At 65.2% G+C, this 19675-nt stretch carries 23 protein-coding genes and 3 pseudogenes; 13 read left to right on the forward strand and 13 right to left on the reverse strand.

The annotated features are described in order from the left end of the window. The 5 genes from ABIE45_RS04335 (at nucleotide 1) to ABIE45_RS04355 (ending at nucleotide 6274) form a co-directional block, all read left to right on the forward strand. Entirely contained in the window at nucleotides 1-462 is a 462-nt protein-coding gene (locus tag ABIE45_RS04335) for a response regulator (RefSeq protein ID WP_192710369.1), read from the forward strand. Beyond that, nucleotides 459-2177 carry a response regulator gene (locus ABIE45_RS04340; RefSeq protein WP_192710368.1) on the forward strand — a complete coding sequence of 573 codons (1719 nt, stop codon included), beginning with the start codon at nucleotides 459-461 and terminating at the stop codon, nucleotides 2175-2177. The genes ABIE45_RS04335 and ABIE45_RS04340 overlap by 4 nt, the downstream gene beginning before the upstream one ends. Before the next feature lie 548 nt (nucleotides 2178-2725). Then, a protein-coding gene (locus tag ABIE45_RS04345; protein WP_373622098.1) for an IS5 family transposase occupies nucleotides 2726-3492 on the forward strand; the annotation gives its coding sequence in 2 pieces (ribosomal slippage) (nucleotides 2726-3041 and nucleotides 3041-3492; 768 coding nt in all). 86 nt (nucleotides 3493-3578) lie between these two features. Further along, a complete protein-coding gene (locus ABIE45_RS04350; RefSeq protein WP_192711749.1) occupies nucleotides 3579-3785 on the forward strand; it encodes a type II toxin-antitoxin system ParD family antitoxin in 207 nt (68 codons plus the stop codon). Next, nucleotides 3782-6274 carry a PAS domain-containing sensor histidine kinase gene (locus ABIE45_RS04355; protein WP_192711748.1) on the forward strand — a complete coding sequence of 831 codons (2493 nt, stop codon included), beginning with the start codon at nucleotides 3782-3784 and terminating at the stop codon, nucleotides 6272-6274. Before ABIE45_RS04350 ends, ABIE45_RS04355 begins: the two co-directional genes overlap by 4 nt. Before the next feature lie 17 nt (nucleotides 6275-6291). On the opposite strand, the gene ABIE45_RS04360 is transcribed toward ABIE45_RS04355, so the two are convergent. From ABIE45_RS04360 to ABIE45_RS04370, 3 genes are all read right to left on the reverse strand, one after another. Next, entirely contained in the window at nucleotides 6292-6714 is a 423-nt protein-coding gene (locus ABIE45_RS04360) for a response regulator (RefSeq protein ID WP_192711751.1), read from the reverse strand. Next, nucleotides 6711-6899 carry a DUF3606 domain-containing protein gene (locus ABIE45_RS04365; protein ID WP_373622160.1) on the reverse strand — a complete coding sequence of 63 codons (189 nt, stop codon included), beginning with the start codon at nucleotides 6897-6899 and terminating at the stop codon, nucleotides 6711-6713. Before ABIE45_RS04365 ends, ABIE45_RS04360 begins: the two co-directional genes overlap by 4 nt. Nucleotides 6900-7057: 158 nt before the next feature. Continuing rightward, the gene (locus ABIE45_RS04370; protein WP_192711747.1) at nucleotides 7058-7987 is read right to left on the reverse strand and encodes an AraC family transcriptional regulator; all 930 of its coding nucleotides are present in this window, start codon (nucleotides 7985-7987) and stop codon (nucleotides 7058-7060) included. A 93-nt stretch (nucleotides 7988-8080) separates the two neighbouring features. On the opposite strand from ABIE45_RS04370, the gene ABIE45_RS04375 reads away from it, so the two are divergent. From ABIE45_RS04375 to ABIE45_RS04390, 4 genes and pseudogenes are all read left to right on the forward strand, one after another. Further along, complete coding sequence (locus ABIE45_RS04375) at nucleotides 8081-8824, forward strand: SDR family oxidoreductase (RefSeq protein ID WP_192711746.1); 744 nt, start codon at nucleotides 8081-8083, stop codon at nucleotides 8822-8824. Nucleotides 8825-9598: 774 nt separating this feature from the next. Then, nucleotides 9599-10513 (forward strand): hypothetical protein, encoded by a 915-nt coding sequence (locus tag ABIE45_RS04380; protein ID WP_192711745.1) that lies wholly within the window; start codon nucleotides 9599-9601, stop codon nucleotides 10511-10513. Between the two features lie 40 nt (nucleotides 10514-10553). Beyond that, nucleotides 10554-11489, forward strand: a complete 936-nt coding sequence (locus ABIE45_RS04385) for a methyltransferase domain-containing protein (RefSeq protein ID WP_373622161.1) — start codon at nucleotides 10554-10556, stop codon at nucleotides 11487-11489. Between the two features lie 146 nt (nucleotides 11490-11635). Beyond that, a pseudogene (locus ABIE45_RS04390) lies at nucleotides 11636-11851 on the forward strand (manganese catalase family protein); the annotation flags it as partial. A 29-nt stretch (nucleotides 11852-11880) separates the two neighbouring features. Here the strand turns inward: ABIE45_RS04390 and ABIE45_RS04395 are convergent. The 3 genes from ABIE45_RS04395 to ABIE45_RS04405 are packed head-to-tail and all read right to left on the reverse strand — an operon-like array spanning nucleotide 11881 to nucleotide 14225. After that, the gene (locus ABIE45_RS04395; protein WP_192711792.1) at nucleotides 11881-13437 is read right to left on the reverse strand and encodes an IS66 family transposase; all 1557 of its coding nucleotides are present in this window, start codon (nucleotides 13435-13437) and stop codon (nucleotides 11881-11883) included. A gap of 57 nt (nucleotides 13438-13494) precedes the next feature. Beyond that, the gene (tnpB, locus tag ABIE45_RS04400) at nucleotides 13495-13842 is read right to left on the reverse strand and encodes an IS66 family insertion sequence element accessory protein TnpB (protein WP_192711791.1); all 348 of its coding nucleotides are present in this window, start codon (nucleotides 13840-13842) and stop codon (nucleotides 13495-13497) included. Next, the gene (locus tag ABIE45_RS04405) at nucleotides 13839-14225 is read right to left on the reverse strand and encodes a transposase (protein ID WP_192711790.1); all 387 of its coding nucleotides are present in this window, start codon (nucleotides 14223-14225) and stop codon (nucleotides 13839-13841) included. The genes tnpB and ABIE45_RS04405 overlap by 4 nt, the downstream gene beginning before the upstream one ends. 83 nt (nucleotides 14226-14308) lie before the next feature. On the opposite strand from ABIE45_RS04405, the pseudogene ABIE45_RS04410 reads away from it, so the two are divergent. After that, nucleotides 14309-14593 (forward strand): annotated as a pseudogene (locus ABIE45_RS04410) (manganese catalase family protein); the annotation flags it as partial. 87 nt (nucleotides 14594-14680) lie between these two features. Here the strand turns inward: ABIE45_RS04410 and ABIE45_RS04415 are convergent. Beyond that, a complete protein-coding gene (locus ABIE45_RS04415; RefSeq protein ID WP_192711797.1) occupies nucleotides 14681-14905 on the reverse strand; it encodes a hypothetical protein in 225 nt (74 codons plus the stop codon). 82 nt (nucleotides 14906-14987) lie between these two features. Then, nucleotides 14988-15170 (reverse strand): hypothetical protein, encoded by a 183-nt coding sequence (locus ABIE45_RS04420; RefSeq protein ID WP_192711795.1) that lies wholly within the window; start codon nucleotides 15168-15170, stop codon nucleotides 14988-14990. 65 nt (nucleotides 15171-15235) lie between these two features. Between ABIE45_RS04420 and ABIE45_RS04425 the strand changes: the two are divergent. From ABIE45_RS04425 to ABIE45_RS04435, 3 genes and pseudogenes are all read left to right on the forward strand, one after another. Continuing rightward, nucleotides 15236-15662 (forward strand): annotated as a pseudogene (locus ABIE45_RS04425) (hypothetical protein). Between the two features lie 76 nt (nucleotides 15663-15738). Next, entirely contained in the window at nucleotides 15739-15987 is a 249-nt protein-coding gene (locus tag ABIE45_RS04430) for a hypothetical protein (RefSeq protein WP_192711796.1), read from the forward strand. 96 nt (nucleotides 15988-16083) lie between these two features. Then, complete coding sequence (locus ABIE45_RS04435) at nucleotides 16084-16260, forward strand: hypothetical protein (RefSeq protein ID WP_373622162.1); 177 nt, start codon at nucleotides 16084-16086, stop codon at nucleotides 16258-16260. On the opposite strand, the gene wrbA is transcribed toward ABIE45_RS04435, so the two are convergent. The 5 genes from wrbA to ABIE45_RS04460 form a co-directional block, all read right to left on the reverse strand. After that, nucleotides 16257-16913 carry an NAD(P)H:quinone oxidoreductase gene (wrbA, locus tag ABIE45_RS04440; RefSeq protein ID WP_373622163.1) on the reverse strand — a complete coding sequence of 219 codons (657 nt, stop codon included), beginning with the start codon at nucleotides 16911-16913 and terminating at the stop codon, nucleotides 16257-16259. The two genes, ABIE45_RS04435 and wrbA, sit on opposite strands and share 4 nt — an antisense overlap. Nucleotides 16914-16921: 8 nt before the next feature. Then, complete coding sequence (locus tag ABIE45_RS04445; protein ID WP_373622164.1) at nucleotides 16922-17215, reverse strand: hypothetical protein; 294 nt, start codon at nucleotides 17213-17215, stop codon at nucleotides 16922-16924. A gap of 869 nt (nucleotides 17216-18084) precedes the next feature. After that, nucleotides 18085-18372 (reverse strand): hypothetical protein, encoded by a 288-nt coding sequence (locus ABIE45_RS04450; protein ID WP_373622844.1) that lies wholly within the window; start codon nucleotides 18370-18372, stop codon nucleotides 18085-18087. A 34-nt stretch (nucleotides 18373-18406) separates the two neighbouring features. After that, nucleotides 18407-18703, reverse strand: a complete 297-nt coding sequence (locus tag ABIE45_RS04455; RefSeq protein WP_192711576.1) for a hypothetical protein — start codon at nucleotides 18701-18703, stop codon at nucleotides 18407-18409. Between the two features lie 158 nt (nucleotides 18704-18861). Continuing rightward, nucleotides 18862-19650 carry a Crp/Fnr family transcriptional regulator gene (locus ABIE45_RS04460; protein ID WP_192711575.1) on the reverse strand — a complete coding sequence of 263 codons (789 nt, stop codon included), beginning with the start codon at nucleotides 19648-19650 and terminating at the stop codon, nucleotides 18862-18864. Nucleotides 19651-19675 lie beyond the last annotated feature (25 nt).

The raw sequence follows: 19675 nt of genomic DNA on the forward strand, positions 1-19675 counted from the left end.
ATGGCCGGACTGAAACCGATCCTGCTGGTGGAGGACAACCCGAATGACATCGAGCTGACCCTGGCGGCCCTCGAATCGAGCCAGCTCGCCAACGAGATCGTCATCTGCCGCGACGGGGCCGAGGCGCTCGACTTCCTTTACCGGCGCGGGGCGCACGAGAAGCGCCAGGCCCAGGACCCGGCGGTGGTGCTGCTCGACCTGAAGCTGCCCAAGGTCGATGGCCTGGAGGTGCTCGCCAAGATCAAGGGAGACCCCGACACCCGCGGCATCCCGGTGGTCATGCTGACGTCGTCCCGCGAGGAGACTGACGTCGTCCGCTCCTACAATCTCGGGGTCAACGCCTTCGTGGTGAAGCCGGTCGCGTTTGACGAATTCTTCGCGGCGATCAAGGATATCGGCGTGTTCTGGGCGCTCCTTAATGAACCGCCACCGCACCGGGGAGGCTGGCCATCGAACGGGTGATCGGAGCCGGGACCGGCCCCCTGCGCATCCTCCACCTGGAGGACAGCGACCTCGACGCGGAACTCATTGAGGCCGAGTTGGAGACCCTCGGTCACCCGGTGACGGTTGAGCGGGTCATGACCCGTAGCGAGTTCGCCGCCGCGGCGGTCGCGGGCCGCCACGACCTCATCCTGGCGGATTACGTGCTGCCGACCTTCGACGGCGTCAGCGCGCTCGGCATCGCCCGGCAGCAGTGCCCGGACACGCCCTTCATCTTCTGCTCGGGTACGCTTGGCGAGGAGGTGGCTGTTGAGGCCCTGAAGAACGGTGCCACCGACTACGTGACCAAGCAGCGGCTTGACCGCATGAGCCGCACCATCGTGCGGGCGTTGGCGGAAACCCGGGCGCGGGAGGACAAGCGTGCGGCCGAAGCCGCCCTGCAGGCGCTCAACGAGACGCTGGAGGCGCGCATCGCCGAGCGCACTCGCGAACTCGCAGAGGCCAACGCAGCCCTTCAGGAGCAGATTGCCGAGCGTGAGCGGGTCGAGGAGGCCCTGCGACTGGCCCAACGCCTGGAGGCGGTCGGGCAGTTGACCAGCGGTGTGGCGCATGACTTCAACAACCTCCTCACTGTCATCGCCGGCAACATCGAGTTCCTGGAGCGCGCCGTCACGGACGAGCGGTCGAAGCGGCGACTTGACATGATGCGGGGCGCGGCCGCGCGCGGCGCCAACCTGACCGCGCAACTTCTCGCCTTCTCGCGGAGGCAGCGCCTTGAACCCACTCCGGTCAGCCTGAACACGACCGTTGTATCGATGCGTGACCTGCTGCAGAGCTCCATCGGCGGCGCGATCCAGATCGAGACGACGCTGCAGGACGGGCTATGGCCGGCGCTGGTCGACGCCACTCAGATTGAGCTCGTAATCCTCAACCTCGCCATCAATGCTCGCGACGCCATGGCGGTCGGCGGGCGGCTGACCATCGAGACCGCCAACGTCACGGTAAATGGCATCCCGGCCCGACCGGAGCAGCCACAACCGGGCGAGTACGTTATGATCTCGGTGAGCGACACCGGGACCGGCATGCCGCCAGAAGTGCTGGCGCGCATATTCGAGCCGTTCTTCACCACCAAAGAGACAGGCAAGGGCTCCGGCCTCGGGCTCGCCCAGGTCTTCGGGTTCGTGAAGCAGTCCGGCGGCGGCCTCCGCGTCGATACCGCCCTGGGTGAGGGCACCTCGTTCAAGGTCTACCTGCCGCGGGTAGAGAGCGCCGCCACTCTCATCGCGGCGCCTCCCATCGATTGTGTGCGGGCTCGTCCGCCTGGCAGCAAGCCCGTACTGCTGGTGGTCGACGATGATGAAGGGGTGCGCGAGGTAACTGCAACCCGGCTGAGTGAGGCCGGCTATGCCGTACGCGAAGCGGCCTCTGGCCTGCAGGCGCTGGCCAGCCTCGAAGGCAATCCTTGCGTCGACCTTGTCGTCCTGGACTTCGCGATGCCCGGCATGAACGGGGCGGAGGCGGCAGCTGAGCTTCGCAAACGCTGGCCAGCAATGCCGGTCGTGTTCGTGACAGGCTTTGCCGACACTGCAGCCCTTCGTCAGGCCGGCGCCAGTGGATCCGATGCGGTCGTGTTGAAGCCGTTCCGAGACGGCGAACTCGAACGCAAGGTTGCGGGCGTGCTCGCGGCGCGCCGGCCTGCCGGTGTTCGGTTGGTTTCCGACCGGGCTAAAGCTTAAGCGACGCGTGCCTAGCCGACGGGTGAGCTGGCCGAGACTTTAAACCCGGCCAATTGCGAGGCTGCTGCACGGTGGCGACCACGGGTTTATGTCCAAAGCACCGCGGCCAGCTGTTACGCTCCACGCCCGCTCTGGAGGCGTCTCCCAGGGCCCGAGAATTCCTTGGAGGGGCGCGTCACCGCCAGAGTGGCGGCGGGATACTTGTCTGCTTTCGAAGGTCGCGCGGCCACGCGAGTACGACTGCATTGGGCGCCAAGCCGAATGTCCGGTTCTGCCCGGCCAGGCGATCCGGCGTGGCGTAGTCTGGCCGAAAGCTGTCGGTCCGCTTCGGAGCGGTGCTGCCGGAAAAGCAGACGGCCTCCTACCGACCCAAGGCAGCCGTTGAGATGGCCGTCACCGCTCCCCGAAAGCAGCCATTCGCCAACACGCCGTTAGAGTGAGCTCGTGCCAGGAAGACGACCCGAGTTTTCTGCCTTGAACTAGGGTCTGTCGTCGCCTGAACCATCTGGCGCAGCACGCGTTTTGTGTTTCCGCTCTGAGGAGGGACGATGCTGAGCGACGCGCAATGGGCTGTTCTGGAGCCACTGGTCGAGGCTTGTCGGCCGAAGGCGAAGACACCGCCGCAAGACCTGCGGCGCACGCTTTCGGCGATCCTGTGGCGCCATCAGAACGGCGCCAAGTGGCGCGCGATCCCGCAAGACCTGGGGCCGTGGTGGCGGGCCGCACAGATCTTCATCCGGTGGTCGCGCGGCGGGGTGTGGGAGCGTCTACTTGCTCTCGTGCAGGAGCGCGGCGTTCAGCTGGGCATGGTGTTCCTCGATGGCACCAATATGCGTGCGCATCAGAAGGCGGCTGGAGCCGCCAAAAGGGGGGATCTGCAGCCGAGCGAGACGATCGTGAAGCTGTTGGCCGATCACGTGGCGGCTATGGGACCAAGGCTTGCGTGATCGCTGACGGCGCAGGCCGCGCGATCGCCTTTCGGATCGCACCGGGGCAGGCCCATGAACTACCCCACGCGCTGCCCTTGCTCGGTCGCTTGCCGGGCATTCCCCAATGGGTCGTGGCGGATCGGGGCTACTCCAGCCAACGCTTCCGGCAGCAGTTGCGAGAGGTCGGGGCAACACCTGCTATCCCGTCCAAGAGTAACGAGGCTCCCGAGCGCTGCCCGGACTGGATCTACACCAACCGCAACGTCGTCGAGCGGCTCTGGGCACGGCTCAAGGAGTGGCGAGCGGTTGCCACGCGCTATGAGAAAACCGCCTCCAGCTTCACCGGAGGCCTCTGCCTCGCCGCAGCCCTCGATCACCTCAGGTGACGACAGGCTCTAAACCGGAGGTCTCTCTCACCTCCGTCAGCCGTGGACGCCTTGTTCTAACAATTCCTGCGCGCGATACATGAGTGATGGCCGCACGTCTGACCATTTCCGTCTCCCTCAGCCCTGAGCTGCATGCCGCCGCCGAGCGCATGCTCGCCTCCGGGCGTTACGGCAATCTGAGCGAGGTGTTCCGCGCGGCGCTCCGCCTACTCGATAAGCGTGAGCGGAGCTTCCAGCTGCATTGCGAGACACTCAAAGCGACGCAGTCCACACACCAGGCCCTGAGCGCGTGAGCGCCGGGCTCTCACTCGAACGCTCCTGCCTCGCAGGCGGCGGCGAAGCTGGCGAGCGGCTGCGCGCCCTCGACTGGTCCGTCAACTCGCTCGGTCCCGTGGAGCGCTGGCCGCTTTCGCTGCAGTCGGCCGTGCGCATCGTGCTGAACTCGGCCTTCCCGATGATGCTCCATTGGGGACCGGACCTCGTCACGATTTACAACGACGCCTACGCGCCGAGCCTCGGTCGCAAGCACCCCGGCCACCTTGGTCAGCCGGCACGGGAATGGTGGTCGGAGATGTGGGACCAGCTCACGCCCATCTTCGACCAGGTGCTCGCGGGACAGCCCTACCTCGTCGAGGATGCCCGCTACACTCCAGACCGGGACGGCACGCCGCAGGATGCCTTCTTTACCCATTGCCACAGCCCACTCTGGGACGATGCGGGGCGGATCGCCGGCGTCTTCCTGGTCGTAACGGAGACGACACGACGGGTCACCGCCGAGCGCGATCTCACCCAGCTTAACGAGAGCCTCGAACGGCAGTTCGCGGCCGTCCAGGCCAGCGAGATCCGGCTGCGCGAGAGCGAGCAGCGCCTCGACGCGCTGATCCGCTCGTCCTCCGAGGTACGCTACTCGATCAGCGCGGATTGGGGCGAATTGCACCAGCTCGCTGGCGGCGGCTTCATTCCCGATACCGACGCGGCTAACGCGAACTGGCTCGACGAGTACATCCCGGAAGAGGACCGTGCAGCGGTGCGCGCAGAGATCGAGCGCGCGATCCGTACGAAGGCTGATTACCGCCTCGAACATCGGGTCAACCGCGTCGACGGCACGGTGGGCTGGGCCTTCTCGCACGCGGTGCCGCTCCTCGATCCCCAAGGCGAGATCACCGGCTGGCTCGGGGCCGCCTCCGACGTCACGGACCGGCGGCGTGCCGAGGCGGCCCTGCAGGCCCTGAACGCGACCCTGGCCGAGCAGGTCCAGCAGCGCACGCAGGAGCGCAACGGCCTGTGGGAGGTCAGCCGCGACCTGTTCATGGTGACCGACGGCGGCGGCGTGATCCTGAGCGTCAACCCGGCCTGGACCACGGTTCTGGGATGGGACCAGGGCGAGTTCATCGGCCGGACGACGGAGTGGCTGGAACACCCGGATGATCAGGTCAAGACGCGCGAGCAGGTCGCCCATCTCGCCGGGGGGCGGGCCACGCTGGCGTTCGAGAACCGCTTCCGCGCCAAGGACGGGGACTACGTGCACCTGTCGTGGACAGCCGTTCCCTCGGACGGCCTGCTGTACTGCTCCGCCCGCGACGTCACCGAGAACGGCCGGCAGGCGGGGCTGCTGCTGCAGGCCGAGGACGCGCTGCGTCAGTCGCAGAAGATGGAGGCTGTCGGCCAGCTCACCGGCGGGGTGGCACACGACTTCAACAACCTGCTCACCGTCATCAAGTCCTCGACCGACCTGCTCAAGCGTCCCGACCTCTCGGCGGAGCGGCGTGCCCGCTACATCGCGGCGATCTCCGACACGGTCGACCGCGCCGCCAAGCTCACGGGTCAGCTCCTCGCGTTCGCCCGCCGCCAGGCCCTGCGCCCCGAGGTGTTCGACGCAGCGGTCAGCGTGCGCGCCATCGCCGACATGGTCGGCACCCTGACGGGCGCGCGCATCAGCGTTCGCCAGCAGCTCTCCGACGAGCCGTGCTTCATCAACGCTGATCCGAGCCAGTTCGACACCGCGCTGGTCAACATGGCGGTCAACGCCCGCGACTCCATGGAGGGCGAGGGTGAGCTGACCATCAGCGTGCAGCCGGCCGCGGGCATGCCGGCGGTCCGTGCCCACGAAGCCGTATCGGGGGCGTTCGTGAAGGTGTCGATCCAGGACACCGGCAGCGGCATCGCTCCGGAGAAGCTCGGGCGGATCTTCGAGCCGTTCTTCACCACCAAGGAGGTGGGTCAGGGGACGGGGCTGGGGCTCAGCCAGGTCTACGGCTTCGCCAAGCAGTCCGGCGGCGAGATCATGGTGGAGAGCGAGGTCGGCACGGGGACGACGTTCACCCTCTACCTCCCGCGCGCGGCCGAGAAGCAGGCTCGCGCCCGCCTGGAGGAGGACGCGCCGGCCATCGACGGCGGTGGCGCCTGCGTGCTGGTCGTCGAGGACAACCGCGACGTCGGCACGTTCGTGACGCAGACGCTGAGCGAATTGGGGTACCGGACCGACTGGGTTCTGAGCGCGAAGGCAGGGCTCGATGCATTGGCGCGAGACCCTGATGCCCACGACGTGGTGTTCTCGGACGTGATCATGCCGGGCATGAACGGCGTGGAACTGGGGCAGGAGATCGCTCGGCTGTATCCGCGCATCCCGGTCGTCCTGACGAGCGGATATAGCCACGTGCTCGCGCAGGATGCGGACCATGGGTTCGAGCTTCTGCAGAAGCCGTACTCCGTGGAGGCGCTGTCGCGGGTCCTAAGCCGCGCCATGCGCAAGCGCAGGAACGGGAGCACGAACCGACCGTGAAGCGGCAGCTTGGCCGGCTAGATGGAACCGCTCTGCTGCGCCACCAACGCAAACACGTTTCCAATAAGCGAACTGGGCGCACAGGGCTTTGCCAGGAACCGTGCGCCCTCGGGCAGGTCAGTGGCTTTGGGGCGGCTCTGACCGGAGACGATGAGCAAGCTCATCGCTGGCCACCGCGTCGCGACCACCTTCGCCAACTGGAACCCGTTTAGGCCTCCGTCGCCCATATCGACATCGGTGATCGTCATGCGCACATCGGTTCGGGTGGAGAGCACCTGTAGCGCCTCGTTGGCGTTTCGCGCCTCGAACACGACGATGCCGGCATCGGCGAGAGACTGCGCCATGTCCATCAGGAGTATGGGATCGTCGTCCACGATCAGGACGCCGAGTTCATGCGCGGCCAATGACGCCCGCCGATCCGGGGCAAGCGCAGCGATCACGATGTGGACGCCATGCGAAGATGGTTCGAGAGTGTGGTGATCCGCGAACCCACCATCCTCACGGCCTTGCGCAATTGCGCGTCGGTCACGCCATAGCGCTCGGCCCATGCGGATCGGACGGCGCGATCAGTGATGTCGATATGCGTAACGGTGCGGCTTTGAACTGGCATAGGACTAAAAGACATAAGCGATCTCCCGCGACTTCTCACGAAGATCGCGCCTCCTTGATCCGATTGAATGGATACTCATCCAACGGACGCCCGGGGCTTAGGTTGCAAAGGCTGTAACTGGCCGCCTCGACCCATTCGCGGCTTGAAAGCGGCAAGACTGTTCTCCATCCGTCTCAGACGTTCAGAGGCGCAGGGCTGCGGAGTTGGGCGCGCTGCTCGCGGGCGTAGAGGCTTGGCGGCCTGCCGACATGACGAGCGAAGGCAGTGCTAAAGGTGCTGGCAGACCCGTAGCCCACGCGCTCAGCCACCTCCGCCACGCCAGCTCCCTCGCGACCAAGCAGATCCTTCGCCAGCGCGATGCGCCACGCCAGAAGATACGCCATCGGCGCGACGCCGACCTCGCGCCGGAACCGTTCGAAGAATGTCGAGCGCGACAGTCCCGCTTCTCGGGCCAGGGCCGCGACTGTCCAGGGAACGGTCGGGCGCTCGTGCATCCGGCGCAACGCGGCGGCCACGCGGTCGTCCGCAAGCCCGCGCAGGAGGCCCGAGGGCGCCGCCGGACCCTTGGTGGACCGAAGCGCCTCGATCAGGAGCACCTCCAGAAGCCGCGCCAAAATCACCTCGCGGCCGGGCCTGTCCTCCCGCGTCTCCTCGTTCACGAGGCCGAGCAGCATCGCTAGTCGCCCGACGCCGCGCACATGGACGAACCGGGGCAGGAGCGACAGAAGCAGATCCACATCGTCGGAGGCGAAGGTGCAGTGCCCCACCAGCATGCGCAGGTCGGGCGGCACCTCGGGAGGGCCGAGCCGGAACACGCCGGGGCCGACCTCGACGGGCGGTGGCGCCCGCCCCGCCGATGGCGCGACGAGGCTGGAGGCGGCGAAGGCGCTGGCGGCGGGGATCAGCACGAAGTCGCCGGCCGCGAGGACGATCTCCGCCTCGCCGTCGATCGCGAGGCGGCACGCCCCCTCCAGTACCGCGGCGTAGAACGGCTGGCCGTGGTCTTCGCGGCGCACGGTCCAGGCGCCGCCGGCCAGGACCAACTTGGAAAACGAGGCGCTGGGCTGAAGCAGCCCGACCACCTGGGTGAGCGGGTCGACCATTTCGGACGCTCGCTAATGAAATACGGACTTGCGCCCGTATCACGTCCGGCGGAGCGCTCCTATCACCCCGTGTGGGTCAAACGCGAGGTCCCCATGAACACGATCCTCATCACCGGCTGCTCATCCGGCTTCGGCCTGGAGACGGCGCGCCTGTTCCTCGACCGAGGTTGGCGGGTCGTCGCCACGATGCGTACGCCTCAGGCGGCCCTGATCCCGGAGTCCGACCGCCTCACCGTCCTGCCGCTCGACGTGACCGACGCCGGCAGCATCGCCCGGGCAGTCGCGGAGGCCGGGCCGCTCGATGTCCTGGTGAACAACGCGGGCGTCGGGCTGCTGAACGCCCTGGAAGGCCTGTCGATGGAGTCCGCCCGGGAGGTGTTCGAGACGAACACCCTCGGCACCATCGCCATGACCCAGGCTGTGCTGCCGCAGTTCCGGGAACGGGGCGCAGGTGTGATCGTCAACGTGACGTCAAGCGTGACCCTGCGGCCGCTGCCGCTGCTGGCGGTCTATACCGCGAGCAAGGCGGCGGTGAACGCCTTCACCGAGTCCCTCGCCCACGAGCTCATGCCATTCGACGTGCGCGCCCATCTCGTCATTCCCGGCCGATCGCCGGAGACCGCGTTCGGGACCAACGCCCGCACCCGGATGGGGATGGATGTGCCCAGGGCCTACGGCGATCTGGCTGGGAGTGTCTTCGCGAACTTCCAGCAGGCGACGGAAGAAGTGACTCGGGCCTCGGACGTGGCCGAGGCGGTCTGGCGCGCGGCAACCGACCCGGCTTGCCCGATGCGCCTGCCGGCCGGCGCTGATGCGATCGCCTGGGCGGCGGCCTGACACGAACCCTCGAACGTCCGCTTCCGCTACATGTTTGAGCGGAAGCGGACTGGCAGATACCCACCGATTTTGTTGAAAAACTCGAAGGTAGCGCTTCAAGCGTCATCAAAGTTGGCGCCCGGGAGAAAATTTGCCTCTTGCGGACGGCGCGACCCCATTCCTGCATTGTGTTCTAAGCGTTTAATATTAGGATCTTCACCGGCCGGAGCCGTTCACAAGGTGCAATCGACCAGGTCCTGAGTTTTTCAACAAAATCCACCCTGAGCGGTCATTCGGTTTTCGACCCATTGCGGTCGCCTAGAAAGCCGCCGGCACTTCCCGAAAGCGGTCATAAACCAGTCGCTGTTCAAAGTCGGCTCGGTATGAAGAGCGAGAGCTGACGCCGCGGAGTGCTAATTCGTCCGGTGCCAGCAAGTCTCGCTGAACGCCAGGCCGGCTGGCGCCGAGCGCACAAGGGTTCGGGTCGTGCGCAGGGCGATGGCAGGGGCGGGTGCCACCTCGTGTAGTTCAAGATGGCGATCCGAGAGGGACTGATTAGGGCGTGTAGGTTGCCGATCACAGCCGACTGCTGGCGGCTTGGAGGCAAACGGTACCGGAAAGATAAAACGCTACAAAAGCGTGTGCTACCTTCCCACGGGTGCAACTTATCAGCGAACATGGGCAGCCCTGTTTGTCAACTTGACAGTGGCAAAATAACCTGATCGACACACCTCTCCGCGCCGTGATAGCGCCGCTTCGGTGCTTTTAATCCGTCGTTGCGGAGGTATTTTTGCCGTGAGTAAGCAGCCCGTTTACGAGCAGCCCTGGCCCCTCGACCCATCAAAGTCCGCTTATTGGTATCACACCATGCGCTTCCCGGACGGAGAAGTCATACAAGGTAGTTGGGATATACCGGGTTTCAGCCAGTACATCGGCGGCTACGATCTCAAAGGCAAGACCTTGCTCGATGTTGGGACGGCCTCGGGCTATCTCGCATTTAATGCTGAGCTGGCCGGAGCCGAAGTCACTGGCCTCGATGCTGCGACGACGAAGGAGTTTCGCCACTTTCCATATAAGGAAACACTGTCGTACCAGGACATAGCTGCTTCGCAAGCGGCTTGGACTGAAAGTAATCTCGACCCGATCAAGCGTTCTTGGTGGTACTCCTGGCACAAGTACAACAGCAAGGCTAAGTGCGTGTACGCTCCGCACCAGGAGCTATATGAGTGGCCGGCCGAGATGTTCGATGTGGTCCAGGCTGGCGCTATCATCGAGCACCTGTCTGATCCCGTGTACTCCGTTGGCGCTTGGGCGCGGCTTGCGCGCGAGGCCGTCCTTCTGCCTTGGACGGAGGCGGTCCCGGTCGACGACCTGCGCATGATCCCGATCACCCCGCTCGACGATCACCGCATGATGTACGTGTGGTGGCACTTGTCGCGCGGCCTCTGGATCAAGCTGTTCGATAACCTTGGCTTCGATGTCCACTTCGCCAAGGCCCACGCTTCGATGCAGGACGAGAACGGCGTTTACGTGCAGAACCACCGGCCGTCGATCATCGCGATCAGGCGGGGAACGAACGCGGCGCGCACGTTCGACGCGTCAACGCTCACGAGCCCGTGGCCGGAAGCCCCAGCAGCACCAGCGCCAGAGCCGAGCCCCGCACCGGCTCAGCGTCGGAAGGGCTTGCTGAGCAGATTGCGCGACCGCTGATTTACCTTGATCGGCTGAGACTGATTTACAGGCCGCAATGATGACACGAGACGAGCTACTGCTAGCTGGCATCTCTAAGGAATCTCGCGTCATTGAGATCGGTCCGAGTTACAGCCCGCTGGCGCCGAAGCGAGAGGGCTGGAACACTTTCATAGTAGATCACACAACCCGTGAGGAGCTGGTCGCCAAATATCGCGAACACGGCAAAGACGTAGATCGCATAGAAGCAGTCGACTACGTGTGGCAAGGCGGATCTCTTGCCGATGCACTTCCGGACCAGTGCGGCTCCTTCGATGCATTCATAGCCTCGCATGTTATCGAGCATTCGACTGACATCGTCGCGTTTCTCCAGGCTGCGCAGAGGCTTATCAAACCGGACGGCGTCATAGTCTTGGCTGTGCCCGACAAACGTAAGTGTTTCGATTTCTATCGCCATCCTTCCACAACGGCGGACGCAATCGCCGCTTTTGAGGATCGGCGTGATCGGCATAGCCTCAGAACGCATCTCGACTACATGATGCAGATGAGTTGGAAAGGTCGTGGACCGGCTTGGCATCAGGACGATACCCGGCCCGCTGAATTGTTGATTAGTCTAGAAGAGATAAAGACTAAAACCTCAATACGCTATGCGACGGAGTATGTCGACGCGCACGGCTGGGTGTTCGTGCCGTCGAGCTTCAAGCTGATGCTTCTGGAGCTTTCGCAGCTCGGCTATCTCGACCTTCGGATCGAGACCCTAGTCGAGCGGCCGGATACCGAGTTTCTCGTGCGCCTTCGCGTCGGCGCCGAGAAGATACCGGCCGAGGAAGTCGCGCAGCGCCGGCAGGCTCTGCACAACGCGATCCTGATCGAGATCGCCGAGCAGACGCGCCAGATCGTCGGCAGCCCGCTCTTTCCGGCGCCTGCGGCCGAGCAGCCGGTCGCGCCCATGCCCCGTAAACGGCGCTGGCTGCGGCTCCGGATTAATCGGGCTTGAAGAGTGCGATCTGGCAGCTGACGTCCTAACTTTCGGCACACTGGCGCCAGCGGTAGCAAAGACGATTTCCGCTCTGATGCATCGCCGCCCCGAAGCGGACCGGCGGAAATCCACCCTTTTCGGACGTGCGCGAACTGGATCTGAGGAACCTGATCATCGACCTGCTGCACAACTTCCACCTGGAGTGCGGCGCGCGCATCCATAAGCTGCGAGTCTATGAGACCATAACCGAGCCGACGGGGCGCGAGGTCTGCGGCTACCTGCTGGTGCGCGGTTCGCTCCACGCCCATGCCTACGCTCTGGCGCTGAAGAAGCTCACCGGGGTGGCCATCGAGCAGATGCTGCCGACGCCCAAGATCGACCGTAAGCGCTCGGCGAGGGGCCCGGTTGATCAGGCGGCCTGAGCACCAGCGGCGACCGGCGACCAGTTCCAGGGCAGGAGTTCGGCCAGGCGTTTGGCTGGATGATCGGCGAGGCGGGTGAGCACGTCGTGCAGATAGGCCTCCGGGTCGAGCGCGTTGAGCTTGGCCGTCTCGATCAGGGTGTAGAACGCCGCGGCTCGCTCGGCGCCGCGCGCCGAGCCGGCGAACAGGTAGTTCTTGCGCCCGATCGCGACGGACCGCAGCGCCCGCTCGGCCGGGTTGTTGTCGAGCGCGATCCGGCCGTCGTCGAAGACGCGGGTCAGCGCCGTCCAGCGCACCAGCATGTAACGGAACGCCTTGGCGAGATCGGAGCCGCCGGAGAGCTGCGGCAGGATCGTCTCAGCCCAGGACTTCAAGGCCGCTGCGAGCGGTCGTGATCGAGCTTGGCGCTGCCGCAAGCGCTCGTCGGGAGGCTTGCCGCTGACGGATCGCTCGACCTCGTAGATCACGCCGATCCGTTCCAGAGCCTCGAAGGCGACCGCCGAACCGGTCCTGGCATGAACGTCGAAGAACTTGCGCCGCGTGTGAGCCCAGCACGCCGCCTCGATCAACGCGCCGCCCGGGCGACGGGCCTCGTAGAGCCCGTTGAAGCCAGCGTAGCCATCCGCCTGAAGCACGCCGGAGAACGCCGCCAGATGCGTGAGCGGGCGCTCCCCCTTCCGGTCCGGCGAGGCGAAGAACACGGCCGCCGGCGGACGCACCCCGCCATGAGGACGCTCGTCACGCACATACGCCCAAAGCCGACCGGTTTTCGTCTTGCCCGCGCCGGGCGCCAGGATCGGCACCGTCGTATCGTCGCCGTGCAGGACGTCCGAGCCGGCAATCACCTCCTCGCGAAGCTGATCGACCAGAGGGGCCAGCGCGGCGGCAGTCGCGCCCATCCAGTCGGATAGGGTCGAGGTCTGCAACGTGACGCCGTCCCGCGCATAGATCTCCGCCTGACGATACAGAGGCAGGTGATCATCGAACTTGGCCACGGCGATGTGCGCGAGCAGCCCGGGGCCTGCACGGCCGCGCGCGATGGCGTGGTAGGGCGCGGGGGTCTGCACCACGCTCTCGCAGGACCGGCAGGAGAAGGCCTCGCGCAGGTGCCGCACCACCTTGAAGCGGCCCGGCACGTAGTCGAGGCTCTCCGTCACGTCCTCGCCAATCCGGCGTAGGCCACCGCCGCACGCTGGGCAGGCGCAGGGGCCGGGATGAGCGACGGTCTCGCGCGGCAGATGATCCGGCAGGGGGCGGCGTGCTGGCCTCCGGCTTGCCGCCTCGACCGCCTCGGCGACGACCGGAGCCGCTGCAAGACGCTCGGCCTCGTCGACCTCCAGGGCCTCGATGGCGAGTTCGAGCTGCTCGACGCGGGCTTGCAACTTCTCGGACGAGACACCGAACTGCGCCCGCTTCAACCTGGCGAGTTCGCTGCGCAGCTTCTCGATCAGCGTGTTGGCATGAACGGCGTCCTTCGCCATGCCGATGATCATGCGTTTGAGCGCATCCACATCATCCGGCAACGAGGCAGGATCGAGAGCCATACCAATAGCTTAGCTTGTCCACGATGGCTTCGCCAGCTCCTTCGGGCGCGGCCGCCCTCAGCCCGCGATGCGCGGCCGGTCCGTGCGCTCGGGCGCCCGCCAGTCAATCCCCTCCAGCAGCATCGCCAGCTGAGCCGGTGTGAGCGCCGCCGCGGCCCCTGCAGTCCCCGGCCAGACGAAACGGCCCTTCTCCAGCCGCTTCGAGAACAGGCACAGGCCCTGGCCGTCCCACCACAGGACCTTGATCAGCCGCCCCGCACGGCCGCGGAAGACGAAGGCCTGACCGGAGAACGGATCATGGTGCAGGTGGTCCTGCACCAGCGCGGCGAGCCCGTCGAAGCCCTTCCTCATGTCCGTGTGGCCGGTGGCCAGCCACACGCGCGAGCCCGAGGGAACGGGGATCATCGATCCAGCAGCGCCGCGAGAAGATCCCGCACCAAGGCGGGATCGGCACCGGCCTCGGCACGGAGCCGATGCCCGCCGACCAGTTCCACCTCGATGGCGCCACCCGGCGCACCCTGGTCACGGGTCGGCAGCCCCACCGGTGCCGGCAGTGCGAGCGGAACGAAGGGAGGCGGAACCGGCAGGGCCGCCGCCCGCTCCTCATCCCAGGCCTCGCGTCGCCAGCGAAAGAGCAGCGATGGCGTCAGGCCATGGCGGCGTGCCACGGACGAGATCGACGCGGTGGTGCTCTCTGCCTCATCGAGGATCGCTCGCTTTTCCTCACGCGTCCACGAGCGACGCGTGCCGGCTACGACGATATGGGGCGAGATCGTAGGTCCAGACATAGGGCGGATACAGGCCTTCGCGACAGCACTGTATCCAGGTCCAGGATCTTATCCCGCAAGGCGCCTGCCAACGAGCGCTTACGATCGACCTGTCGCGCATCCCGGAGTGTCAGAAGTACCTCGACGAGGGCAAGCACCGGCGGCTCTACACCTTCCGCGAGCATGACTACAAGGAAGCGGCTGGCGTATGGTCGAACGACGAGGTGGCGCTCCTAGGCGACCCGCTAGGCAATCTCGAAGTCGTCGACAGCTACCCTGAGGGTGGCAAGATCCCGGAACTCGACGGCAACTACGGTGCGTTCGCGCCGGACTACGCGCCGGAGGAGATCTTCGAGATCGCGAGCAAACTCTACAAGAAGGGATGCTAAGTTAATCCAGGTAGGGATCAGAGTGGATCCCCTGGTGGTCTAAGCGTGCAGACGCCCCGCGGCGTGAGACCCGCGGGGCAAATCACATTACATGGGGGAACGACGCATGTGGTGGCGCCGATGGCGCTTCATGTGCTTCATACTCATCATACCCCGCTGGCCGCCCATCCGCTTCTGCGACGGGCTCTTCACGCTGCCCGGGTTGTTCATGTTGCTCTGGGCGCTGCCGCCACCAGCAGGCATCTGAGCGAGAGCCGACCCTGTGACTGCGAGCGACAGTGCTGCAGCCAGCGCGAGTGTCTTGATCGACATGGCGTTTCCTCCAGACGGATCGTGTTGATCGGTCCCGGACCTAACGTGACCGCGATCAACATCGTTCAAGTTCCCGCAGAGGCTAGTTACGGATCCGCCGCCGCAGGCGCAGAGCCAGGATCAGCGCGCCAGGCCAGAACACGACGCTAAGCAGGGCGACCGGAACGATGGGGCGGCCCTTCCACCAGACGATCGCGACCGGCAGGAACAGGACTGGGATCGCCGCCGTGAGGAAGGCCCAGAACTCAAGGTCGGATAGGTCCATGGGCGATCCGTAGCATCCTTCTAACGCTACGCTTTCTTCATCTTCGGTGGCACAGTGCGACCACCATGCCGATCCGGCCCGAGCATCGCTACTTCTACCCCATCGACTGGGCGCAGATCTCAGCCGTGATCCGGTTCAGCCGGGCGAAAGGCTGCTGCGAAGGCTGCGGGCGGCCGCAGGGACGGATGGTCTACCATCTCGGAGATGGACGCTGGTGGGACCCGGATACCGGCCGATGGCGCAATGGCTGGGGCAGGCGGTTCCGCATAGCCTCGGACGCCGACATCCTTGGGCTGATCCGTCAAACCCGGGTCGTTCTGGCCACCGCCCATCGGGATCACAACACCTCGAACAACGCAGATGCCAACCTCGCGGCCTTCTGCCAGCGATGCCACATGATCCACGAACGGCCGGAGCATCAGCCTAGGCGCTGGGCGCACGTTGTTCCGGCGAAAGGCCCTGGGCGACCTGTTCGGCAGCCCCTACGCCTAACGGCTGGCGAGCGAGGCCAATTCTGAGGACCTCTGCTCCGATCGCCGCGTTGAGCGATACACGCGCGGAGTTTTCCATGATCCTGCCAAACCTCACCCGTTTAGCTCTTACGGAAGCCGCCCTCGCATCAGCGGATCGGCTTTGGCGTGAGGAGATGCACCGGATCTACGGGCCGGATGGAGTGCTGACCTATGGGTACGCGCCGGAAGGGCAGGGCGGCCTCGGTACGTCGCTGCGGCGAAGCTACGAGGCCCGGCGTGTCGCTGTCGCACTCTGGCGCAATGAACGCCATCACCACCGGTACAAGGCGGTAACACCATGCTGACCGGTAGCCTGCTGTGGCTTTTAGGCGTGCCGATCCCCGTCTTGATCCTGATCTGGTTCTTCTTCCTGCGAGGACGATAGGAGAGCGATCAGCATCATGTCCGAGCATGACAAGCCTGCGGGCGAAAGCGTCCAGCCGCCCACTGTACCGATCCGGGGTGTCAACATTCCGGATCCAACGACCGGTAGCGAGCCCGAGAGCGAGGATCTCGTCGAGGACGCTAAGCGCAAGCCTGACGATCCGGACAGGGCAGCCAAAGATGGCTTGGCCTAGGTAGCATCCGGCCGGCGACACGGCATCTCTCCGGCCGCGATCAGCGCACCGGCGATCGCCACCATCCGCCGCCCTTGATGTCGGGCGGCATCGAGGTCCTCCGACCGTGGCGGCTGGTTCTCCTTACCGACGATCGTGGATGCACCGTAGGGTGAGCCCGCCTCCAGCATCGCCTCGTCGGTGTAGCCGGTCGGCAGGATTACCATGCCCAGATGCGACATCGGAGCGTACAACGACAGCGTGACGACCTCAGAGCCACCGTGCGGCCAGGATGCCGCCGCGAAGGCTCCCCCGACTTTGCCGGCCAGAGCACCCCGCTTCCACTGTGGGCCGAGTTGGTCGAGGAAGTTCTTCACCTCGGTCGCCATCGCCCCGAAGTAGCTCGGCGTGCCGAACAGGATGGCGTCCGCCCATTCAGCATCGTCGTGCGTGGGCGCTTCGTACAGAGCGTTCTGTCGAGCCGCACTCTCGGTCCAGCCATCGACCTTGGCCATGGCTGCCGCATCGACGACCTCTCGCGCTCTGCGCACGCGCACATCGGCGCCGGCCTCTCGTGCAGCCGCGGCAGCGGCGGTCGCAAGCTTTTCGACGCTGCCACTGCGCGAGTAATAGACAATCAGCAGGCGTGTCGGATCGGATGTACGGTCAGCCATTGCGCGCCCTACGGATTAGCGCTGCGTGCCGCAGGCTGCGGATAAGACGGGTTGCCACCCGGAACAGCGGTGCTGTTGGACGGCGACGTCGCGCTGCCCTGACCGCTCTCAGTTCCCGTGATCTGCTTGCGTGAGGCGCCTTGGCTCTGGCTCGCATAGTCCGGCGGCGAACTCGCACCCTGCCACATCATGAGCCCGGCCAGCGCTGCCAGCATCAAACCCACGCTGACGATCAGGACGTAGAGCGCCGGCCTGCCGCGCTTGCCTTGGCGACCGTCTTGCCCGGAGAGTTGTTCTGCCACCGATGAACCTCGCTCGCTCGATGATGCGAGCGCGTAGGTGCAACGGGCTGTTGGTATGAGAGGTCCGGCCCTGTGGCGCTTTGACTGCTGCGCTCCTGCCGGTGGTGCTATCATCTCAGGAGCTGCCAGCCGGCGCACCTGAGATGCTAACGAGCTGAACCTGACATTCAGCGCGATAAGTTCACGGAGTCATCCAGATCCCAAGACCTAATGTCATTCCGATCGCGGCGATAGCTACGGAGAAGACCGGCACGGTCCACCTAAGACCGTCGCGCGTCTGATGTGTATCACGCACACGTTCCGACGCCGCTTCGTTCGCGCGAGCAAATTTCACGAATTGCGGTGTTGTGGGGGCCCCTCCTGCCTCATCGCATGTACCGAGTTGGGCCGCTCCAACATGCCCGTGGTTGATCTTGCCCGCGCCCCGGAGGTTCGCAATCATCAGATCGGAGCGCGCGAGAGGCGCTGCCCGTCTAGTTCTGAACGCGTCTGAGTCGGTTGCTTGTTGCCCGGGCTGCGAGGTAGAACGTTACCTCTAGCAACTAATGCTTCACCTGACAGCAAAGTTGTACCGTTCATCTTCGGGTTTGCGCCGAGGATCTGTCCAGTCATCAGGATGGTTAGAGCTGCGCCCATCAGCCCCATACTGCAGATTACACCGTAAAATAGCGGCATCTTGGGGCCGCCGTGTTGCCCGTTCTGGCTGGAATGCCGCTCTGCCACCTGAAGACCTCGCTGATCCACAAATGCGGATCCGAGAGTGCAACAGGCACTTTACCGAATAGGTCCTCCGCTGCGACGCCATGGCAGTCGGGCCGCTCTATAAGCGAAGTGACAGCCCCGCGACCATGAAGCCGCGGGGCGATGATTTATCTGCCGCTTGGCGCTGCTCCGCTGCCGGTGGCACTGTTGCCCGTGCCACTGCCGGTTGGTGCACCGGACGTGCTGACGGGTGGGCCGCCGCTGGTCCCAGGTCCAGTACCCGTGGTCTTGGTGCCAGATCCAGTGCTCATGGATTTCTCAGAATTGCTCTTCACCGAGCCGGGGTTGTTCATGTTGCCCTCGGCGCTACCGCCGCCGGCTGCAGCCTGGGCCGTGGCGACACCCGAGAGCGCGAGCGTAAGTGCGGTTGCCAAAGTCAGCGTCCTCACCGACATCGACGTTTCACCAGATAAGCGGATCAGGTTCACCTTAGCAGTTGTCGTCGCCCGGCTTGACCGGCTGACCTTCGGGGGCCTTCTTCTCGCCCTTGTCGGCCATCGCGTTGGCGCCGACGTTGTTCAGCGCGCCGACTGTGCCGGGGGACTCGCCCTTCGCGCCCGGAGTCACCTTTTGGGTCGAGCCACCCTCGACGTTGGAGCTAGTGTCCTTCGTCGTCGGGCCCTTGCTGCTGGTCGTCGTACCGACAGCACACGGGGCCGCGAAAGAAGTTGTTGCCGTGAGCGCCAGGATGGCCGCAGCGCCGGTGAGCGTGATGAAACGAGACATGTTCCCTCTAAGTTTGAGGGAAGGGAAGACGTGGACCCGCCACGTTGTTCCTGGCTGGGACAATCAGAACAGGGCAACCTAAGCCGCGCCCACGGTCATCAGGACAGCTGCGAGGATCCGTAGAGGCTGTCTTGGTGCCCCGCTGATTGCACCGAGGATCAGCGTGGCTGCGCTGACGAACCCACCTCATCGTCCATCACATACGTAGGCTCGAACATGGCCAGCGCCTGTAGGCCTGCATGATCGTGGATGGTCAGGCGCCGCAACCGGAGTGTGATCAGCTCCATATCGCGCAACTCCTTCAGCGTACGGTTAATATGGACTGAGGTCTGGCCGAGAGCGTTCGCCATATCGGTCTGGGTCAGCAGCATCGCGCATGAGGCTCCGTCGGCCAGACCCACAGCGTCGAGCCGGGCGTGGAGCTCACAGAATAGATGCGCGAGCCGTTCGATGGCCGAGCGCCTGCCCAGGCTGACCGTCCACTCGTACTGGATCGCCGTTGCGCTCAGGCGCTCGCGGAAGAAGGCCTCTTCCAGCGCGGAACTGTGCGCCATCAGCTCCTTCATGGCAGACCCGCGGATCTGAGCGAGGCTGACTGGGGTGAGCGCGCCGATCGCGTGATGGACGCGGCGCTGATGGAACACCTGTGGGTCGCACGGATCGCCTGGCAGGAGCAGGCTGACGATCTGCCGTTGCCCGTTCGGGAGTTGCCGGTAACGGCAGGCCCAACCGTCGAGGATGACGTTGACGGAGCGCGGGTCGTCTCCCTCTTCCCGGATATCGGCGCGCGCCGCTATGGTCCGAGCGGGTGAGAGAGCCGCCGCGAGCTGCAGCCGATCGTCATCCGCGAGGCGGGCAAAATGCTCCAGTTTGCGCGCCAGCGGGTTGTCGAGATCGGTAGACCTTGGTCGATCGCCGACGAAACCACCGGCGTCATGCTTGTTCATCGGCGAACGGACCCGTGGGCTGAGA

This window comes from Methylobacterium sp. OAE515 (genome assembly GCF_041806315.1).
Taxonomy (GTDB): domain Bacteria; phylum Pseudomonadota; class Alphaproteobacteria; order Rhizobiales; family Beijerinckiaceae; genus Methylobacterium; species Methylobacterium tardum.